The sequence below is a fragment of the Paenibacillus tyrphae genome, assembly GCF_024158745.1.
GTDB lineage: Bacteria > Bacillota > Bacilli > Paenibacillales > NBRC-103111 > Paenibacillus_G > Paenibacillus_G tyrfis_A.
Genome location: NZ_JAMZAW010000004.1, coordinates 22,646 through 40,048, shown reverse-complemented (window position 1 = coordinate 40,048; position 17,403 = coordinate 22,646). Strand labels below are relative to the sequence as shown.

Here is a 17,403-nt window from a genome sequence, read left to right as displayed (position 1 = left end):
GAGTTGCGTTGTGAATAAAAAGACCAATCGAAGTTTTCGCGTTGTTGTAAGCGCTCTTCTGGGTTTGTCCATGCTCTCGGCATTGATCTATTCCGTCCCGGCGCCGTCACTCGCCGCAGGGCCGCTTCCGGCTGATACGAATCTGGTGAAAAACGGAGGCTTCGAACAGGGCAAGATCGACTGGGAGGATTGGGGATCGGCAACCGTCGTAACCACCGACGTTCAAAGCGGAGCCAAGGCACTGAAGCTTGGTCCCACTGAAGGCGGCATGGGGCAAAAGATTGACGGGATAGGCGAAAATACGATCGTTACGTTAAGCGGCGCGGGCAAAGCCGGCACCCCGGGTGAAAAAGCCTGGATCGGAGCGGACTGCCTTGATGCCACCGACAAGAAGCTGGCGGGCGGCAAATTTATGATGAGCTTCGAATCTACGGCTTACGAGAAGAAGTCGCTCTCGTTCCGGACGGTTCCCGGCACCCGAAAAGTGCAGGTTTACGTTTACAAAAATCCGGACAACGGCAAATTCGCCTATGTCGATGACGTCGCTCTCAAGATCGGCGGCAGCTTGCCGGACGAAGATCCGCCGGTCAAGTCGGTAGGTCCGCTCCCGCCGCCGCATCCCCCTGGCGTGTTCTTCGACGATTTCAAGAACGGCATCGACCCTGAAAAATGGCTGATTGCGAAGCAGCAATGGGGCGGTCAAGACGTGAACGGCGGCGTGCTTCCGGCCAATGTGGCCATCACTCGGGATGGCATCGTGGAGCTAACCGGCAACGGCGATCTTTACAGCGGACCGATTCGGGGAATTAACCGGGACGGCTCGACGCGGGCGGACGGCAAACGAACCGGGGCGTCCATCGTGACGAAATATGCCTATGCGTCAGGAAGCTATGAAGTGAGAGCCAAAATATTGCCGAAGCTTGGCGCGGTGTCCGCCTTCTGGACTTTTTTCAATAACAGCGAGGTTAATCATGAGATCGACTTCGAAGCGCCCGGTGACAAGAGCCTCCGAAAGATCATGACGACGACCTGGGTCGTCGAAGCGCGGAATACTTCGCAGGTGACGGACTTTCCGGAGCAGATCGACGGCAATTGGCATGTGTACCGGCTCGATTGGCATACCGATCCGAAGAGAGTCGATTTCTACATCGACAATAAGCTGATTTATACGAGCTATACGAACGTTCCCCGGGCGGCCTCGAAATTTTGGCTTGGCGTCTGGTTTCCTAAGGAATGGGCAGGAACGCCTAACTTTGCCACCGACAAGATGTACATCGATTGGGTAAAAATTACGCCGTTTCTGGAGAAGGAGGATGTCCGGGCAGGGAATGGGGAGACCGGGGAAATCGGCCCGGGCACCGGCTGGGCCGGATTGAACGAATATCCCGCTCCAAGGTAAACGCGTCAGGCAACCAACCGCCGTATTCACAGCGAAATGTCCCGGAACATAAATCAAGCCCTTGGCCGCTCCCGTCGGGAGAACCAAGGGCTTGTATAGTTTAATCCAATTGTCCATGCTCCGCCAGCAGGGTGACGGCTAAAATAAACATCGCGTGCGACCAAGTCAACGGAACGACCCAAGCGGTTTCTCCCGTTTGCTTGTCAACCTGCTCGGGCAGCAGCCCTGCCGCCGTCCGGTGATCGAGCGCCCATTGCAGGAGTGACTTGGCTTCGGCGTATTGCCCGCGATGAATGCGGTAATGGCACAGCCACAGCGTCGTTAAGATCCACGGATTGCCGCCGATGTAATGGTCGTTCTCATAACGCTTGATGCCGCCGACCGCGGGGGACGTCAAGTATTGCTCGATCGTATCGGCCGTGCGGACGACTCGCGGATCGTCGGCAGGGAAGACGCCGAATGGAACGGAGATGCCGATCAGGCTGATATCGACGATCGGGTCGTGCTCCAGAAAGTAAGTCGTATACCCTTTTGCATTGACGCTTACGGAGGTGCCGAGTCCTTGCTGCTGGGCTTCGCGATATACAGACTCCGGCACCGCCAGCTTTAAAGCGCGGTAGAAGGCGCCTTTCTCCTCGTTCCAGCACAGCTCACCGATCGACTGGCGGATGCGCTCCGCCGCGAGGCTCCATTCGCTTGCCAGCTCCGGCTTGCCGAGCCGTTCGGCAAAAGAGGCTGCCGCCGTCAAGCCGCCAAAAACCGCACCCGCCGAATACGTGTGCTCGGCGAATCGCTCTTCCCATAGGTCCATGCTGCAAGCGGGCAAGCCGGTTTCCGCATCGATGTAGCTGGTAAGGAAGCGGGCGCCCCGTTCGACGGCCGGCCATACGTTTTGCAGGAAAGCTTCATCTTGGACTTGCAGATAATGCTGCCACATGCCCCAAATAATCGAGGCGCCTTCGTCGATCTGCAATCCCCAGGACGGAGCCAGCCGGCCGTCGTGGTAATGCCGCTGCTGCCAGGAGCCGTCCGGGTCCTGGGCCGTGAGGGTCCATTCGTAAAACTTCGCGGACAACTCCGTCAGGCCGACGCGGTCCAGCGCCGTCGTAATAAACGCGGCGTCGCGGCCCCAGCAGTAAGAGTAGCCCCCGCAGCGGGAAAATTGCTCGTCGAATTCGGGAGCGGCCACGACGCTGCCGGACTTCTCGTCGCTCATCAGCTTCATCGCCAGCAGCGAACGCTCGTACAGCTCGCGAATCTCGCTTCGCGATCCGGGAGCTGGCACGGCATCGTTCAGGAACCGGTGCCAGTAGCTCTCCGTGAAGTCGTACCAGTACGTATGCGGTTGGCTTTTGGCTTTGGACAGCGATTGCTGGGAGGCTTCGCGCGTCTGCCCGGCGGCAATGTACACGGGCACCACGACAGTTGCACCCGGCTCCAGCTTTTCAATGTGCCAGCACAGCGCGCCGTCCGGCTTCATGTCGATCCCGTTCCCGTTTAAATGGCCGCTCTGCGCGTTTTCCCACACGGCAGCTCCGGCTTGATATCCTGTGCAAACGTTTGAACTGGAGACCGAAAAAATATACTCGTGCCGCAGGTGCATGAGCGAATCGTGCGCTTCATCGAACTGGGTCGTATGGTAAAAAGGCGTTTCCATCGAGCGGAACGACGAGTAATACATAAAGCGGAACGATACCGGCGTCTCGCCGCGGTTCATGAATGTATACTGGCGGACGACGAAATCTTCGCCCGGAACGGCGTAATCGACCGTTTCCGCAGACAGCGGGAAGCGCTCGGAAACGGCCGTTGTCTTAAACATGTTCGTCCGGGGCACGTAGGAGGCTTCGTGCCGCCAGCCGTCTTCCTCGCCGTCAAACCAAGTCGTCCCCGGTGTGGTCCCCTCAATGTACAGGCCGCTGCGGATTTCGTCCACATGCTGCGGGTAGTCGATATGCGGCCACCACAGGCGGTACATCCGGCCGGTGCGGCCCAGGGAGGCGAGAAAACGGGAATTTCCGACGATCGCGTCGATCAAGTAAGGCTTTTTCGTTGTGTACATGTGCTGCATCTCTCCTAGTCTTTAGCTTGAATGAGGGACGATTCCCGTACGATCAGGCGGTGGGGAATGATCACGCGCTTTTGGGGCATAGCTTCGCCTTTTACGGCCCGGATGAGCGTTTGCGAAGCGGTGTAGCCGATCTGGTAAATCCCGATATCCATGGAGCTGATCGGCGGCGTCGACAGCTCGGACAACGAGATGTTGTTGAAGCCGACCAGGCTGAGATCGTCCGGAACCTTGTAGCCGAGCTCCGTCAGACCCCGCAGCACGCCGAAAGCGACGACGTCGTCAATCGTCACAAGCGCCGTCGGACGTTCGGGGAGACACATGAAAAACGACATCGCACGATAGCCGCTTTCCTGCAAAAAGTCCCCTTCGACGATCCATTCGGGGCGAGCTTCGATCCCGGCGTCCTTGAGCGCTTGCAAATATCCTTTCATCCGGTCGCCCGAAACGATCAGATTCGGCGGGCCGCTCACAAATCCGATGCGCTTGTGCCCTTGGGCGATCAAGTGGCGGGTAGCATCGTAAGCCGCCTGCACGTTGTCGTTGTCCACCGACAAAATGTCGGGAAATTCGTCGCTTCGCCCGATCAGGACAAAAGGGAAGCCGTGCTCGAGCATGAACGAAATGAGCGGATCGCTTTGACGCGAATACAGCAAAATCACGCCATCGACCCGCCGGCCTTTGACAAGCCGGGTAACGGCTTCGAGCTCTTCCCGCTCCGTTGTCCCCGTCGTCATCATGAGATCGTACCCCGTGCGTGCCGCTTGGGTAACGATGCCGCGGATCACCTCGGAGAAGAACAGGTTCAGGAACAGCTCTTCCGCCGGTCTGGGCAAAATTAAACCGATGGTATTTGTCGTTTTGGAGACGAGGCTCTTCGCCATAATGTTGGGGTGATAGCCAAGCTCCTTCAGCACTTCCCTCACCTTGGCGGCGGTCGCCGGACTGATCCGGGGATGATTGGAAAGAACGCGCGATACGGTGGAAGGGGAAACACCGGCTTTTTTGGCGACGTCGACGATCGTGATTGCCATGGATCCATAACCTCCGGATGTTCTGGTGATAGGAGAGCCGCTTTCTTGCGGGATGTTTGGCAGCAGGACGCTGTCCTGCAGGAATGAGGCTGCGTATGTTCCCCATGGTAACATATCCGAGACGCCAAATGTAGAATGCGATTTTGTGCAAACGTTTGAACAAAAGTGCATGCACAAGTGCATTCTATTTTAGGTTTAATGTTAGCGCAAAAGCAGGGAAGTTGTAAATATGCGTTTTCAAAATGATCACAAAATGGTTTGTTTTCCCTGAATTACGGCTTGAAATGCTGGAAACTTGAGAAAATGGAAGGATTAGGGGGACCAGAGCGAGTAATTTTGCCAAAATCGGCTAAAATGGCGTGTGCAAACGTTTTTACAATTTTTCGTGCACGAGGTATGATGTGTTGTGAATGAAGCGTTTCCAAACTAGAATGTCGACGGAAGTTAAGTTGTTTTTAACAAGTATTGCAGCTCGGTGTGCAAAGGTTTGCGCGAATTGATTTTCGCAAGCGCGAAGGCAGGACGACTATCTTAGAATCTGAAAGGGGTACTCAAAAAAATGGAATTTAAGAAAAAGCTCTTGGCGCTGGTTGCCGTATCTTCCTTATCCGTCTCGATGGCAGCTTGCTCCGGCACGAACAAACCGGAAGCCGAGACTCCGGCCGCGAACAACAACGCCCAGTCGCCGGCGGCAGCAGGAGAAGCGGGTGCTTTGTCACCGGAAACGGGCGCCAAGCTGGTAATCTGGGAGAGCAAAGATGAACGCGTGTTCACTGATGAAATAGCGAAGCTGTTTACCGAAAAATACAATATTCCGGTTCAGATCGACGAAATCGCTCCGACGGACCAGGTTACCCGACTGACTAACGACGGTCCGGCAGGCGTTGGCGCCGACGTGGTGGTGTTTCCGCACGACCATTTGGGCCGGGCCGCATCGGCGCAATTGATTCTGCCGAACGATTCGTTTGCCGAGGAAACGAGGAAAAACAATACGGACAACGCGATTCAAGCCGTTACCTTCAACAACACGCTGTACGGTTTCCCGCGGGCCGCTGAAACTTATGCGCTGTACTACAACAAAGAGCTGGTGAAGGAAGCTCCGAAATCGTTCGAGGACGTCGTTGCGTTCAGCAAAACGTTCACGAACAAAGACAAAAATAAATTCGGCATCATGTGGGAAACCGGCAATACGTACTTCAACTATCCGTTCATCGCTTCGACGGGCGGATACCTGTTCGGCAAAAACGGCACGGACAAAACCGATATCGGCTTAAACAGCGAAGGCGCAATAGCAGGGATGAAAGTGTATTCCAGCTTGAGAGAAATTTTGCCCGTGAAATCCGGCGACATCAACCCGGACATCAAGCGGGGGCTGTTCACGTCAGGCGATGTCGCGATGGACATCAACGGTCCGTGGGAGCTGGCCGGCTACAAGAAAGCGCTTGGCGACAAGCTCGGCATCGCTCCGATTCCGACGATCGGAGGCAAGCCGGCGGTATCGTTCTCCGGGGTAAAAGCATGGTACGTCAACTCCTTCTCGAAATATCCGAACGCGGCCAAGCTGTTCGCCAAATTCGCTTCCAGCAAAGAAGCGCAGCTTCTGCTGCACAAGAAGGTCGGAGCGATCCCGACGAACAAAGAGGCGCAAGAGGACCCGCAAATCAAGAACGATCCGATGATCTCCGGTTTTGTCGCGCAGTTCAAAAACTCGCAGCCGATGCCGTCGATCCCGGAAATGGACAGCGTCTGGAATCCGCTTGATTCTGCGCTGACGGAAGTATGGAACAACGGCAAAGATCCGAAAGAGGCGCTCAATACGGCGGCTACCCGTCTGAAAGAGCTCATCAGCAGCGGCAAAAAGCAATAACGGACGGACCGGGAGGCCGGACAAAGGGTTCACCCGTCGCGAATACGGCGGGTGATTCCAAATTTTTTTTCGGGGAGAGGAGCATCGTCGTACTATGTCTCAACATCGGATCACCGCAGCGGTGCTGTCATGCATCGGATTAGGCTTAGGACAATGGTATAACCGGCAATGGCTCAAAGGGCTGGTGCTGCTGCTCATCGAGGCGGCGGCGCTGAAGTATTTCGTCCAAAATTTAGGCCAGGCGCTGTGGGGGATTGTAACGCTTGGCGAACAGGCGATGCATCTGGAGAAGGTGAACGGTATTGCCAAAATGGTTCCCGGCGACCACTCCATCTTTTTGTTGATCAAGGGCGTCATTACCTTGCTGGTACTTGCCTTGTTCATCCTTCTGTACGTGCTTGTCGTCAAGGATGCGTATCTCGTCGGAAAGCTGCGGGAAGCGGGGGGAAGACCGAATAATTTCATTCAGTCGCTTGCCTTTATCCGGGACAGAAAATTTGCGGAAGCGTTTCTGATGCTGCCGGCGGCGGGCATTTTGTTTTTTACCGTCATGCCGATTATCTTTATGATTCTGCTGTCCTTCACGAACTATTCTTCTCCGAACCATATGCCCCCGGCCAAATTGGTCGACTGGGTAGGGTTTCAGACGTTTAAGGACCTTGTCGGACTCAAGACTTGGAGCCATACGTTCTTCGGCGTCTTGCGCTGGACGATCATTTGGGCGGTATTGTCGACCGTCACGACCTTTTTCGGCGGGTTTCTGGTGGCCCTGATCATTCAGCAAAAGGATATCCGCTTCAAAGGGTTTTGGCGGACGATCATGATCATCCCTTACGCTATTCCGCAGCTGATCTCTCTGCTGGTGATGCGAAATCTGTTCAACGGCCAGTTCGGACCGATCAACCAATATTTATCGTATTTCGGACTGGGGAAATTGCCGTGGCTGACGGACCCGCTGTGGGCCAAGGTGACGGTTATCGTCGTGAACATGTGGGTCGGCGTGCCCGTTTCCATGCTGCTGATCATGGGTGTGCTGACGACGATCCCGCGCGATATGTACGAGGCGGCGGAAGTGGACGGGGCGACTGCGTTTCAAAAGTTCCGAATCATTACGCTGCCGATGGTCATGTTCACGACGGCTCCGATTCTCATTACGCAGTTTGCGGGAAATATCAACAACTTCAATGCGATCTTTCTGCTGACGGACGGTAATCCGGTCGAAGGGGAGTATCAATATGCGGGCGCAACCGACCTTCTTGTCACCTGGTTATATAAGCTGACGCTGAATCAAAGCCAGTTCAACATGGCCTCGGCCGTCGGTATTATCATTTTCCTGATCATCGCTTCGTTCTCGATCTACAATTATCGCAGGACCCGTTCGTTCCGGGAGGAGGATATGATCCAATGATAGGGAGAAAATTAAGCAATGCGATTCGGCTGACGTTCAGCTATCTGTTTCTGATCGTGGCGTGCATATGCTGCTTATATCCGGCGCTGTGGGTCATTCTGGCCTCCTTCCGGCCGGGCCGTTCCTTGTACAGCAAAACTTTGCTGCCCGAGCAATTCGTTTTCGAGCATTATACGGAGCTGTTCACGTCCAAAAGCTTCCTGTTCGGCACCTGGTACTGGAATACGCTCAAAATTGCAACCTTATCGATGATTTTCGGGACGTTAATGGTGCTGCTGTGCGGCTACGCGCTGTCCCGGTTCCGGTTCAAGGGACGCAAAACCGCGCTGTCCACCTTGTTGATTCTCGGGATGTTTCCCGGCTTCATGAGCTTGATCGCCATTTATATTTTGCTGAAGGAATTGAATCTGCTGGATACGCATCTGGCGATGATCATTGTCTATTCCTTCGGCGCTCCGCTGCTCGGAAGCTTTATTGCCAAAGGCTTTTTCGATACGATCCCGCGCAGTCTGGATGAAGCGGCGCGAATCGACGGGGCGAACAATATTACGATCTTCGTCAAAATCATGCTTCCGCTCTCCAAGCCGATGCTCGCTTATGCTGCGCTGACGCAGTTCGTCGGCCCTTGGATCGATTTTATTTTCGCGCGGATGGTGCTGCGCACAAGAGACAAATGGACGCTCGCTGTCGGCCTGTACGACCAGATCAGCAGCAACCAGAACAGCAATTTTACGCTGTTTGCGGCGGCGGCCGTGCTGATCGCGGTTCCGATTTCGCTCCTGTTCATTTATTTGCAGCGTTTCCTCGTGGAAGGGCTGACAGCAGGGGCAAGCAAAGGCTGAGGTATGAGTTGGGAGACAAATCGAAGCAACAAAAGGAAAGGGGACAAGTCCCGCATCTGCGGAGCTTGTCCCTGAGTTTATTGAGAAAGAGGACAAACAGGATTATAGAGGGTTACGAAAGGGTGGGGTATCCACTTCCGACCGCTGTTGTCCTCGGGAAATTTGATTGGAAGCCGCTTAGTAGCGGACATTTCCCGAAGACAAAGGCGGCCGCTATCGCTTCTCCAGTGGATACCCCACCTCCGTATGCTTCTCTATTTTTGTAGAAGCTCACTTTCTAAACACTGGGGGACAAGTCCCGCATTTTTGCGGAACTTGTCCTTTTTTTCGTACGGCCATTGGCGGTGGGCCGCTCTTATTGCGCGAGCAGAAGACGGAAGCCGTTCGCGGGCAAGTGAAGATGCAATTCGCCATTGTCTGCGATCAGGTCTTCTTCGGTCATTAGGTCCCTCCAATGACGGCCAGTGACCGGCAACACGAGCGTATTGGCTGTGGAGTCCGCATTAACGGCGACGATAAAACGGTCGCTGCCCAGCGAGCGTTCATAGGCAAGGCGCATATCGTTTTTCTGCGCAAACCGGAAGGTCAGGTCGCCCGTGCGTAGCGCTTCGTATTGTTTGCGCAGCGCGATGACATGCTGGAAGAACGCGATCAGCTCGCGGTCCTGCTTCGCCTCGTCCCATTCCATGCATTTCCGGCAGCCGGGATCGTAGCCTCCGGTCAGGCCGATTTCGTCGCCGTAATAGACGCAGGGCGTGCCGGTCAGCGTGAATTGAAGCAGCGTAGCCAGCTTCATCCGCTGCTTGTCTTCATCGCAAAGGGTCAGCAGACGCACCGTATCGTGGCTTCCGAGCAGGTTGAAGGCGGCTTCGTTCGCTTGCTGCGGATAGCTTGCCAGGAGGGCGCCCAAGGCGTTGGCAAAGCTTGCGCCGTCCCGTTCCTTCTTGGCGGCAAACTCGATAATGATATTCGTCAGCGGATAGTTCATCACCGCATCGAACTGGTCGCCCATGAGCCATGGCATGGAGTCGTGCATAATTTCGCCGAGGATGTAGGCGTCAGGCTTGGCCTTCTTCACGACGTGGCGGAATTCTCGCCAGAAGCGGTGATCGACCTCATTGGCTACGTCCAGACGCCAGCCGTCGATGTCCACTTCTTCGATCCAGTACTTGGCTACATTCAGCAAGTATTCTTTAACTTCGGGATGCTCGGTATTCAGCTTGGGCATGATCGGCTCGTACGCGAACGTATCGTAAGTCGGAATACCCTCCTTGACGTCGAGAGGCCATTCCCGCACGTGGAACCAGCCGGCGTAACGGGAATCCGCTCCCTTTTCCTTGACGTCGAGGAAGGGAGGGAATGTGTGCCCGCAATGGTTGAAGACGGCGTCCAGCAGCACGCGGATGCCGCGTTCGTGGCAAGCCTTGACCAGCTTCTTCAGCGTCTCGTTCGTGCCGAAGTGAGGGTCTACCGTCATATAATCGGCGGTATCGTATTTATGGTTGGTGGTCGCTTTGAAGACCGGATTGAAATATATGGCGTTGACGCCAAGCGCGCTCAGGTGATCCAAATGATCGATGACGCCTTGCAGATCGCCCCCGAAATAGTTTTTGGGCGTCGGCTCGCCGCCCCACGATTCCACGCCTTCCGGATCGTTGTCCGGGTCCCCGTTGGCGAAGCGCTCAGGGAATATTTGGTAGAAAATAGCATCTTTGACCCAAGCCGGGGGCGTGAATACGTCCGCCGGATTCAGGAAAGGGAAATCGAACATTTTGATGCTGTCCTTGGGCGCATCGCTCAGCATGCCGGTTTCGACAAACCAGACGGTTTCTTCGCCCGATTCCAGCCGGAAGGCGTACTTCATACGGCGCATGAGCGGCTGGACCGCTATATGCCAATAATCAAAGAGGGTATCGCTGACCCACTTGGTCATGGGGAGCTCTTCGACGGTCTGGTCCCACGCGTACTTGTCGCCGACGATCAAGGCGACCCGCTCGACGTCATCCCGCTTGGTGCGCAGGCGCAGATGGATCGTGTGCTCGTCATAGGCATAAGCCCAGTTGGATTTTGGACGATGGTAAATAGCTTCCAGTAACATGATGGCATCCTCCTTGGCAATAAAAAAAGGCACAGCCCCGATAGAAATACGAGGTTGTACCTTTTTGCTTGGTAGCATTGCCTTTAATTTTAGCAATACTATAGCATCTCTTCGGCGGAAACTCAAGAGTGATTCGACTTACTCGCCGAGTTTTTTTGCCGGCTGCAATCCGGCCGCATTACGGCTGCCAGTTCACCGTTACGGTTGCCGTACCGCTGGAAGGCGTGGTGAACGTATGGTTGGACCCGCCTTCCCAGGTGACGGAACTGCCGTTTTTCTTGAAAAATTTAAATTCGATGGCCGTCCCCGCAGGAACGCTGACATCGTAATACCAGGTCGGATAAGCGTACATCACCTTGTTAAACAGCGGACCGATCGCTTTGGCCGGTTCCCATTGGCCGAGCTCGCTCACGCTGCCCGTCAAATAAACGTTTTCCCCAAACGTCGTCGAGGCGTTGTTCACCACGAAGCGAACGCTGACCTGCTCTTTGGTCAGGAGGTTGAAGCTGCCGTACACGTTGCTGTCCGCAGCCCCGGCCGTTCTGACTTTGAGTCCGTATTTGCCCGCTGCGGCCGCCGGTACGACGACTTTGATCTCGGTATCCTCCCAAGAGACGATATTGGCGCCGGTAACGGCCGTCGTGCCGAAATAGACCGTGCCCTTCGTCGAGCCGAAGCCTCTGCCGTCAATGGTGACGGTATTGCCGGCTTTCGCCATCATCGGGCCGACATGTCCGATCGCCGGAGCCGTTTGCGCAGCCGTGTACTGCCAGACGGATACTCCGCCGGCGGCCAGCGTGAACGAGGATGCGGCGCCGCCGTTGCCTACCGTCAGGCCGCCACCGCTAAGCAGTCCTCCCAACGCATCGGTGTAAGTGCCTGCCGGCAGCGAAGTAACGAGCCCGCTGATCGAGGCGGGGGAGGTCAGGCTGCGGTTGATGGCAACGACAGCTGTACTGCTGCCGAATTTGCGCTCGTAGATATAGACGTCGTTGTTGATCCACCGCTGCTGTGTTGTTCCGTAAGCGATCGCCGGGTTCGACTTGCGGAGCGGGGCCAGCTTCTTGATGACGTTATAGGCGGTGGTTGCCGTCGAGAACGAGGTCATCTTCGCCCGGTTGTTCGGATCGCCGTTCCCGGTCATATACTGCTCGGTTCCGTAATAAATGGCCGGTACGCCACGGGATGTCAGCGTAAAGGCAAGCGCCTGCTCCAGCTTCCGGTTGCTTGTGCCCGACAACTGGAAACGGTCCATGTCATGGTTATCGATGAAAGTCACCTGATCGTTCACTTGGGCATAGTCTGCGGCTGTCCCGGTAATCATGCCGTCCAGGCCAAGCATGGAATCCGCATTGTCGCGGAACACTTGCCGCACTTTTTGCCCGAACCGGAAGTCGAGCAGGCTCATGCCGCTTTCGTTGGCGAAATGATGATTGGCGGGATCAACCTCATTTGTGCCCAGAAACCATTCGCCGAACGTGAAGACGGGCTTCGTGTTGTAGATGGAAGCCATCCAATTTTTTTGCCAGCCGAAAGGCATATGCTTGACCGCATCCACCCGGATGCCGTCAATACCGAGATCCAGCCAGGTCCGGATCGCTTCTTTAAAATACGTATCGATGAAGCTGTTATTATGGTCCAGATCCGCAAGATCGAACAGGTTTTTGTAGATCCCGTTTTCCAGCGTCGAAAAATCCGTTCCGCCGTTATGGTGGAAATAACGCTTCGTATCTCCGGTATAGCTTCCGACCAAGGCGCCGTTATTGTAAAGCTTGCCGTTTTCCGCGAAGGCGGTGTTCGTCTCCATGGCCGGGGACGTATGATTCGGCGCAAAATCGATAATGACCTTGATGTTTTTGGCGTGAGCGGCGTTGATCAGGTTCTGAAAATCGGTCATGTTACCGAAGGCGGGATTGGTCTTTTTGAAATCGCGCGCCCAGTACCCATGGTAGGCGGTGCTGTTCGCGTCGGAATAGTTGATGACGGAATAAATATTTTCGACAGGCTGAGAAATCCAGATTGCGGTTATACCCATGCCGGTCAAGTAGCCGTCATTGATTTTATTGACGATGCCCTGCCAGTCGCCGCCGCAATACAGCTTCAGATTGCTGCTGCAGGTGCCGTCGAATGCATTCCCCGTCGGATTGTTGCCCGGATTGCCGTCGGAAAACCGGTCGGTCACGATCTGGTAAATGACGTCCGTCGAAAAGTTTTGTTTGTTGGACACGGACGTATCCGGAGAAGCCGATGCCGCCGGCGAAAGCGGGGGCAGGGCTGCGGTCAGCGACAATGCAAGAACGGCTGCAAGAAATTTCGGGAATGTTTTCAATATCATGTCCTCCTGCTTCCTAAGTGTGTGCAAAAAAATGAAACGCTTACATTTTGTCGTTTGATCCGGCTTCCGATGAGTCACCCCCTTTAAAGCGAACAACCCCGGCGTCTCCTAAGAGATACCGGGGTTGTTTTTCAAACCGATAACGATATCGGTCTAAAAAATGCATGGCCCTTATGTTGATTTTCTACAAGATTATTGTAAATTCGATTGCATGAATTTGTCAATCGAGAGATTTTTTTCTTCAGCCCCTCATGCGGCGCGAGCCTTTACGGTTTCGTCTTGCGCCAATACACGCCGGTCGTATCGATCGGAATGAGCGGCTCTTCGATGTTATGCGCCTTCCTGTAATCGTGTACCGCGGCCGAACAATAACCGATCGAATAGTCGTCGATAATGACATAGCCTCCGACAGATACTTTGGGGTACAGGTTCGTCAAGCTGTCCATCGTCGAGGAATACATGTCGCCGTCCAGCCGGGCGATGGCGATTTTCTCAATCGGAGCCGTCGGCAGCGTATCTTCGAACCAGCCTTTCAGGAAGCGCACTTGATCGTCCAGCAGATCGTACCGCTGAAAATTTTTGATCACGTCGGATAACGAGACTTTCAGAAACTCCTGTTCGTGGAATACAGACCCTTTATCGACGGGATAGCGGGCTTCGTCCGGGGCAGGCAAGCCTTCGAACGAATCGGCTACCCAGACGCGTCGGTCCTTCACGCCGTTCGCCTTCAGGAAGCCTCTCATAAAGATGCATGCCCCGCCACGCCATACCCCCGTCTCGATAAAATCGCCTTCGATGTTATTCGCGAGGACAGAATCCATATGCCGATGCAAGCTGTCCATGCGCAGCCTGCCGATCATACTGTGCGCGAGCATCGGCCAGTCCAAGCCTTGCCTGCGGTTCTCGAAGGTAGCGCCGGGTTCGTGTTCCAGCCATATTTCATGCAAAATCGTTTTCTTCAGCAACTCGAGATACAATTCTTTCGCCGTATCGCTCGGCATGCTCCCACTTCCTCTCGGTGTCGTTCCGCTAAATCCAATATATTCGGTTCCACCGGCAAGGTGTGAGCGTTTGTCCTGCACGTGTGGTCGGGGAGGGCCGGCACAGCCGAAAATGTATTGACAAAACAGCTAATATCAGGTAATTTCATTCATGACAATGATAATCATTATCATTTTTTTGTGGCAGCCGTTTATTAAACACATTGGGGGAGAGCGTAGTTGTTAAAACAGTTTCGATTTAGAATGTCTGCTTTTTTTCTGCTTTGCATGATGATCGTCCTTGCGGGCTGCGGAACGAAGGCGTCGGAAACGGGCGGGAACGCAGCTAACGGCACGGAGAGTAAGGGAGCCGCTTCTTCATCCGCACCTGCGGCCAAAGCGGACGAGGTACGGAAGATCAAGCACATCATGGGGGAGACGGAAATCAAGGGAACGCCGAAGCGCGTCGTCGTCTTGACGAACGAAGGGACGGAAGCCGTGCTCGCGCTGGGTATCAAGCCAGTCGGAGCCATTCAATCTTGGGAAGGCGAGCCTTGGCACGATCATATCAAAGCGGAGATGGACGGCGTTGCGGTGCTCGGCTATGAGGATCAGCCGAATCTCGAAGCGATTGCCCAGCTCAATCCCGATATCATTATCGGCAACAAAGTGAGGCACGAAAAAATTTACGAACAATTGACGAAAATTGCGCCAACGGTATTTTCCGAAGAGCTTTCGGGACGCTGGAAAGTCAATTTCACGTTCTATGCGGACGTCCTGAACAGAAAAGCCGAGGGCGAGAAAGCGCTGAAGGAGTTCGATCAGCGCGTAGCTGACGCCAAAACCAAGCTTGGACCGAAATTGGCGAGCAAAGTGTCCATCGTCAAATTCTCGTTCAAAGGCACGCAAATCTACAAGAAGGATACGTTCAGCGGCGTGCTGTTGGAGCAGCTCGGGTTCGCCCGTCCGGCATCTCAGGACAAGCCGGAGTTTGCCGAAATGATCTCGCAGGAAAAAATGGATCTCATGGATGGCGACATGTTGTTCTATTGGGTATCCGAATCCAAAGGGAAAAACGATGTCTCGAACAAAGCGAAAGAATGGTTCGACAGTCCGGTATTTAAAAACTTAAACGTCGCCAAAAATAATAAGGTGTTCAAGGTGAATGAGACGATCTGGAACACGGCGGGCGGCATTAAAGCGGCCAATTTATTGCTGGACGACATCTTGAAGCGTTTTGAAGTGAAATAGCATCCGCTCAGGTGCAAAAAAGTCGGATTTCCTGTTTTTAGATTAGGAAGCCCGGCTTTTTTGCATCGGAGGGAGGTTTTCCTAGGAGCCGGGCTTTCTACGGAGATTGACAAAGCCGACAGGGTCATATATCATTTTGCTTAGTGATCACTTAATGAATGTGAATTCCATTGCGCAAAAGGATGAGTACCGATGAAAACAAGAACAAGCCGCCAGCAGCAGGCGTTGGAAACGAAAAGCAAGCTGATCGATGCCGCCCTCCGGACGTTTTCCCGCAAAGGCTTCAGCGAAAGCACGACCAAGGACATTGCCAAGGAAGCGGGAGTTACGGATGGCCTGATCTATCATTATTTTCAGTCCAAGGAAGATTTGCTGTGGGCCATACTGGACAAATACACGCTCCTGCATTCCATTCGGCAAGCGCTGGCGGCCATGGACAAGCAAGCTTCGCTAGAGCACAATTTGACGGCCTATTTTCAAGCCTTGTTCCGCAATTTGCGCGAGCAGCAGGACTTGATCGTGATGTGCTTCGGCGAGGCGCAGCGCAATCCTGAGATACGTGCCCGGGTGGAAGAAATTATACGAACAGGCGTCGAGCTGCTGCATGCGTTTGTTGCGCCGCTGGTTCGTTTGGACCCGCAGGAGCTGCTGGTCGCGATCCGCAATGTGCAGACGTCGATGGTTTTTTATTTCTTAATGACCGCCCGGTTCGCAGACGATGACACGCAGAGTACGGAGTATATCCGGACCTCGGTCAAGCAGTTTTTGAAAATCGTCGCGTAAATTTTTTTAACCATTTAATTAATTAAATACTTAATAAGCTAAAATGGAGGCTGGTTTGTTATGAAAATAATCGATGTGGACGTCGCGGTTGTCGGAGCCGGACCTGGAGGGTGCATGCTCAGTTATTTGCTTGCGCGGAGCGGCGTGAGAACGGCGCTGCTGGAACGGCATAACCGGTTGGATCGCGAGTTCCGGGGGTATTTTTTTCAACCGTCCGTCGTTAAGGTGTTCGATCAGATCGGTGTGCTGGAGGACATCTTACATATTCCGCATCAGCATGTGTCCAAATTTACGTTCGTAGACCACGGCAAGACGTTGTTCGAGGTTCGTTTCGACGAGCTGGAGTCGCCTTACAATTACGGCCTGAACATTCCGCAGCCTCCGTTGCTGGAATTTTTCATCCGGCAGGCAGCCCGTTACCCTAACTTTACGTACTTCGGAGGGACGGCGGTGACGGACCTGATCGAAGAGGAGGGTGCAGTTCACGGCTTGATTGCGAAAAATCACGAGGGCGAAGAGCTCGAAATGCGCTGCCGGCTTCTCGCCGGGGCGGACGGGCGCCACTCCACGATTCGCAAGCTGGCGGGCTTAAGCCAAACGATGGGGAAGTTTGAGTTCGACTTCGTGTGGTTCGATATGCCCAAAGTTCCGGGCAAGGAGTACCCGCTGCAAATTCAAATCGAAGATGAAGGCATGCTGATCTATATTCCAAAAGGCGAGGATCAAGTACAGGTCGGCTGGGTGATTCCGAAAAAGACGTATCCGGAGCTCGTGAAAAAAGGAATCGAGGATTTTGTCCGCACTTTGATTGCCGTCGAGCCGGATCTGCAGAACGTGCTGCCTCATCATCTTAGGAGCTTTAAACAGTGTTCGGTGCTGGATATTCAGGTTGGCATGACCGATACATGGGTGAAGGACGGCTTGCTCTTGCTTGGAGATGCGGTGCATATCGCTTCGCCGTTTTCCGGGCAGGGCAACAGTCTGGCCATTCAGGATGCGGTCATCGCGCACGATACGGTGATGAAGGCGTTGGAATCCGGGGGCTGCGGCATTGTGCCCGCCGAGCTTCTGACAACGTACGAGCTTTACCGCAAGCCGGCGGTGGCTGAAATTCAGAGCATGCAAGCGATGCAGGCCCGCTTGATCGCCATGAAGGCCCCGGCGCTGCTCAGACTGCGGCGCATGCTCGCGCCGATGATGCGCCGGACGCCGCTTTTTCTCCAGATGAGGAATAAGATTGCTATGGGCGTTCAGCAGGTGGACGTGAACACTTCGTATTTTACGAGGTAAGACCGGCATCAAATAGATATACTTTGACAATCGGAATCCCTTTCGTTTAAA

At 54.3% G+C, this 17,403-nt stretch carries 12 protein-coding genes; 7 read left to right on the top strand and 5 right to left on the bottom strand.

Annotated elements, in window-relative coordinates:
* Nucleotides 1-10: 10 nt before the first annotated feature.
* The gene (locus NI000_RS07040; protein ID WP_253409057.1) at nt 11-1,399 is read left to right on the top strand and encodes a family 16 glycosylhydrolase; all 1,389 of its coding nucleotides are present in this window, start codon (nt 11-13) and stop codon (nt 1,397-1,399) included.
* Nucleotides 1,400-1,499: 100 nt separating this feature from the next.
* On the opposite strand, the gene NI000_RS07035 is transcribed toward NI000_RS07040, so the two are convergent.
* Together NI000_RS07035 and NI000_RS07030 are read right to left on the bottom strand one after the other, a co-directional pair.
* A complete protein-coding gene (locus NI000_RS07035) occupies nt 1,500-3,458 on the bottom strand; it encodes a glycoside hydrolase family 15 protein (protein ID WP_253409055.1) in 1,959 nt (652 codons plus the stop codon).
* A gap of 14 nt (nt 3,459-3,472) precedes the next feature.
* Nucleotides 3,473-4,498 carry a LacI family DNA-binding transcriptional regulator gene (locus NI000_RS07030; RefSeq protein WP_253409053.1) on the bottom strand — a complete coding sequence of 342 codons (1,026 nt, stop codon included), beginning with the start codon at nt 4,496-4,498 and terminating at the stop codon, nt 3,473-3,475.
* A gap of 559 nt (nt 4,499-5,057) precedes the next feature.
* Here NI000_RS07030 and NI000_RS07025 point away from each other — a divergent pair.
* The 3 genes from NI000_RS07025 to NI000_RS07015 all read left to right on the top strand — a co-directional run bounded on the left by NI000_RS07025 (nt 5,058) and on the right by NI000_RS07015 (nt 8,615).
* Complete coding sequence (locus tag NI000_RS07025) at nt 5,058-6,365, top strand: sugar ABC transporter substrate-binding protein (RefSeq protein WP_253409051.1); 1,308 nt, start codon at nt 5,058-5,060, stop codon at nt 6,363-6,365.
* Between the two features lie 94 nt (nt 6,366-6,459).
* Complete coding sequence (locus tag NI000_RS07020; protein ID WP_253409049.1) at nt 6,460-7,773, top strand: carbohydrate ABC transporter permease; 1,314 nt, start codon at nt 6,460-6,462, stop codon at nt 7,771-7,773.
* The gene (locus NI000_RS07015; RefSeq protein ID WP_193394410.1) at nt 7,770-8,615 is read left to right on the top strand and encodes a sugar ABC transporter permease; all 846 of its coding nucleotides are present in this window, start codon (nt 7,770-7,772) and stop codon (nt 8,613-8,615) included. Before NI000_RS07020 ends, NI000_RS07015 begins: the two co-directional genes overlap by 4 nt.
* 355 nt (nt 8,616-8,970) lie before the next feature.
* On the opposite strand, the gene NI000_RS07010 is transcribed toward NI000_RS07015, so the two are convergent.
* The 3 genes from NI000_RS07010 to NI000_RS07000 form a co-directional block, all read right to left on the bottom strand.
* Nucleotides 8,971-10,713 carry an alpha-glycosidase gene (locus NI000_RS07010; RefSeq protein WP_253409047.1) on the bottom strand — a complete coding sequence of 581 codons (1,743 nt, stop codon included), beginning with the start codon at nt 10,711-10,713 and terminating at the stop codon, nt 8,971-8,973.
* Between the two features lie 178 nt (nt 10,714-10,891).
* Nucleotides 10,892-13,042, bottom strand: a complete 2,151-nt coding sequence (locus NI000_RS07005) for an alpha-amylase family glycosyl hydrolase (protein WP_375540951.1) — start codon at nt 13,040-13,042, stop codon at nt 10,892-10,894.
* A 272-nt stretch (nt 13,043-13,314) separates the two neighbouring features.
* A complete protein-coding gene (locus NI000_RS07000) occupies nt 13,315-14,049 on the bottom strand; it encodes a TylF/MycF family methyltransferase (protein ID WP_253409043.1) in 735 nt (244 codons plus the stop codon).
* 243 nt (nt 14,050-14,292) lie between these two features.
* Here NI000_RS07000 and NI000_RS06995 point away from each other — a divergent pair, with 243 nt between their 5' ends.
* The 3 genes from NI000_RS06995 (at nt 14,293) to NI000_RS06985 (ending at nt 17,352) form a co-directional block, all read left to right on the top strand.
* Nucleotides 14,293-15,279 (top strand): ABC transporter substrate-binding protein, encoded by a 987-nt coding sequence (locus NI000_RS06995; protein ID WP_253409041.1) that lies wholly within the window; start codon nt 14,293-14,295, stop codon nt 15,277-15,279.
* 192 nt (nt 15,280-15,471) lie between these two features.
* Nucleotides 15,472-16,062 (top strand): TetR/AcrR family transcriptional regulator, encoded by a 591-nt coding sequence (locus tag NI000_RS06990; protein ID WP_253409039.1) that lies wholly within the window; start codon nt 15,472-15,474, stop codon nt 16,060-16,062.
* 60 nt (nt 16,063-16,122) lie between these two features.
* Nucleotides 16,123-17,352 carry an FAD-dependent oxidoreductase gene (locus NI000_RS06985; protein WP_253409037.1) on the top strand — a complete coding sequence of 410 codons (1,230 nt, stop codon included), beginning with the start codon at nt 16,123-16,125 and terminating at the stop codon, nt 17,350-17,352.
* Nucleotides 17,353-17,403: the final 51 nt, after the last annotated feature.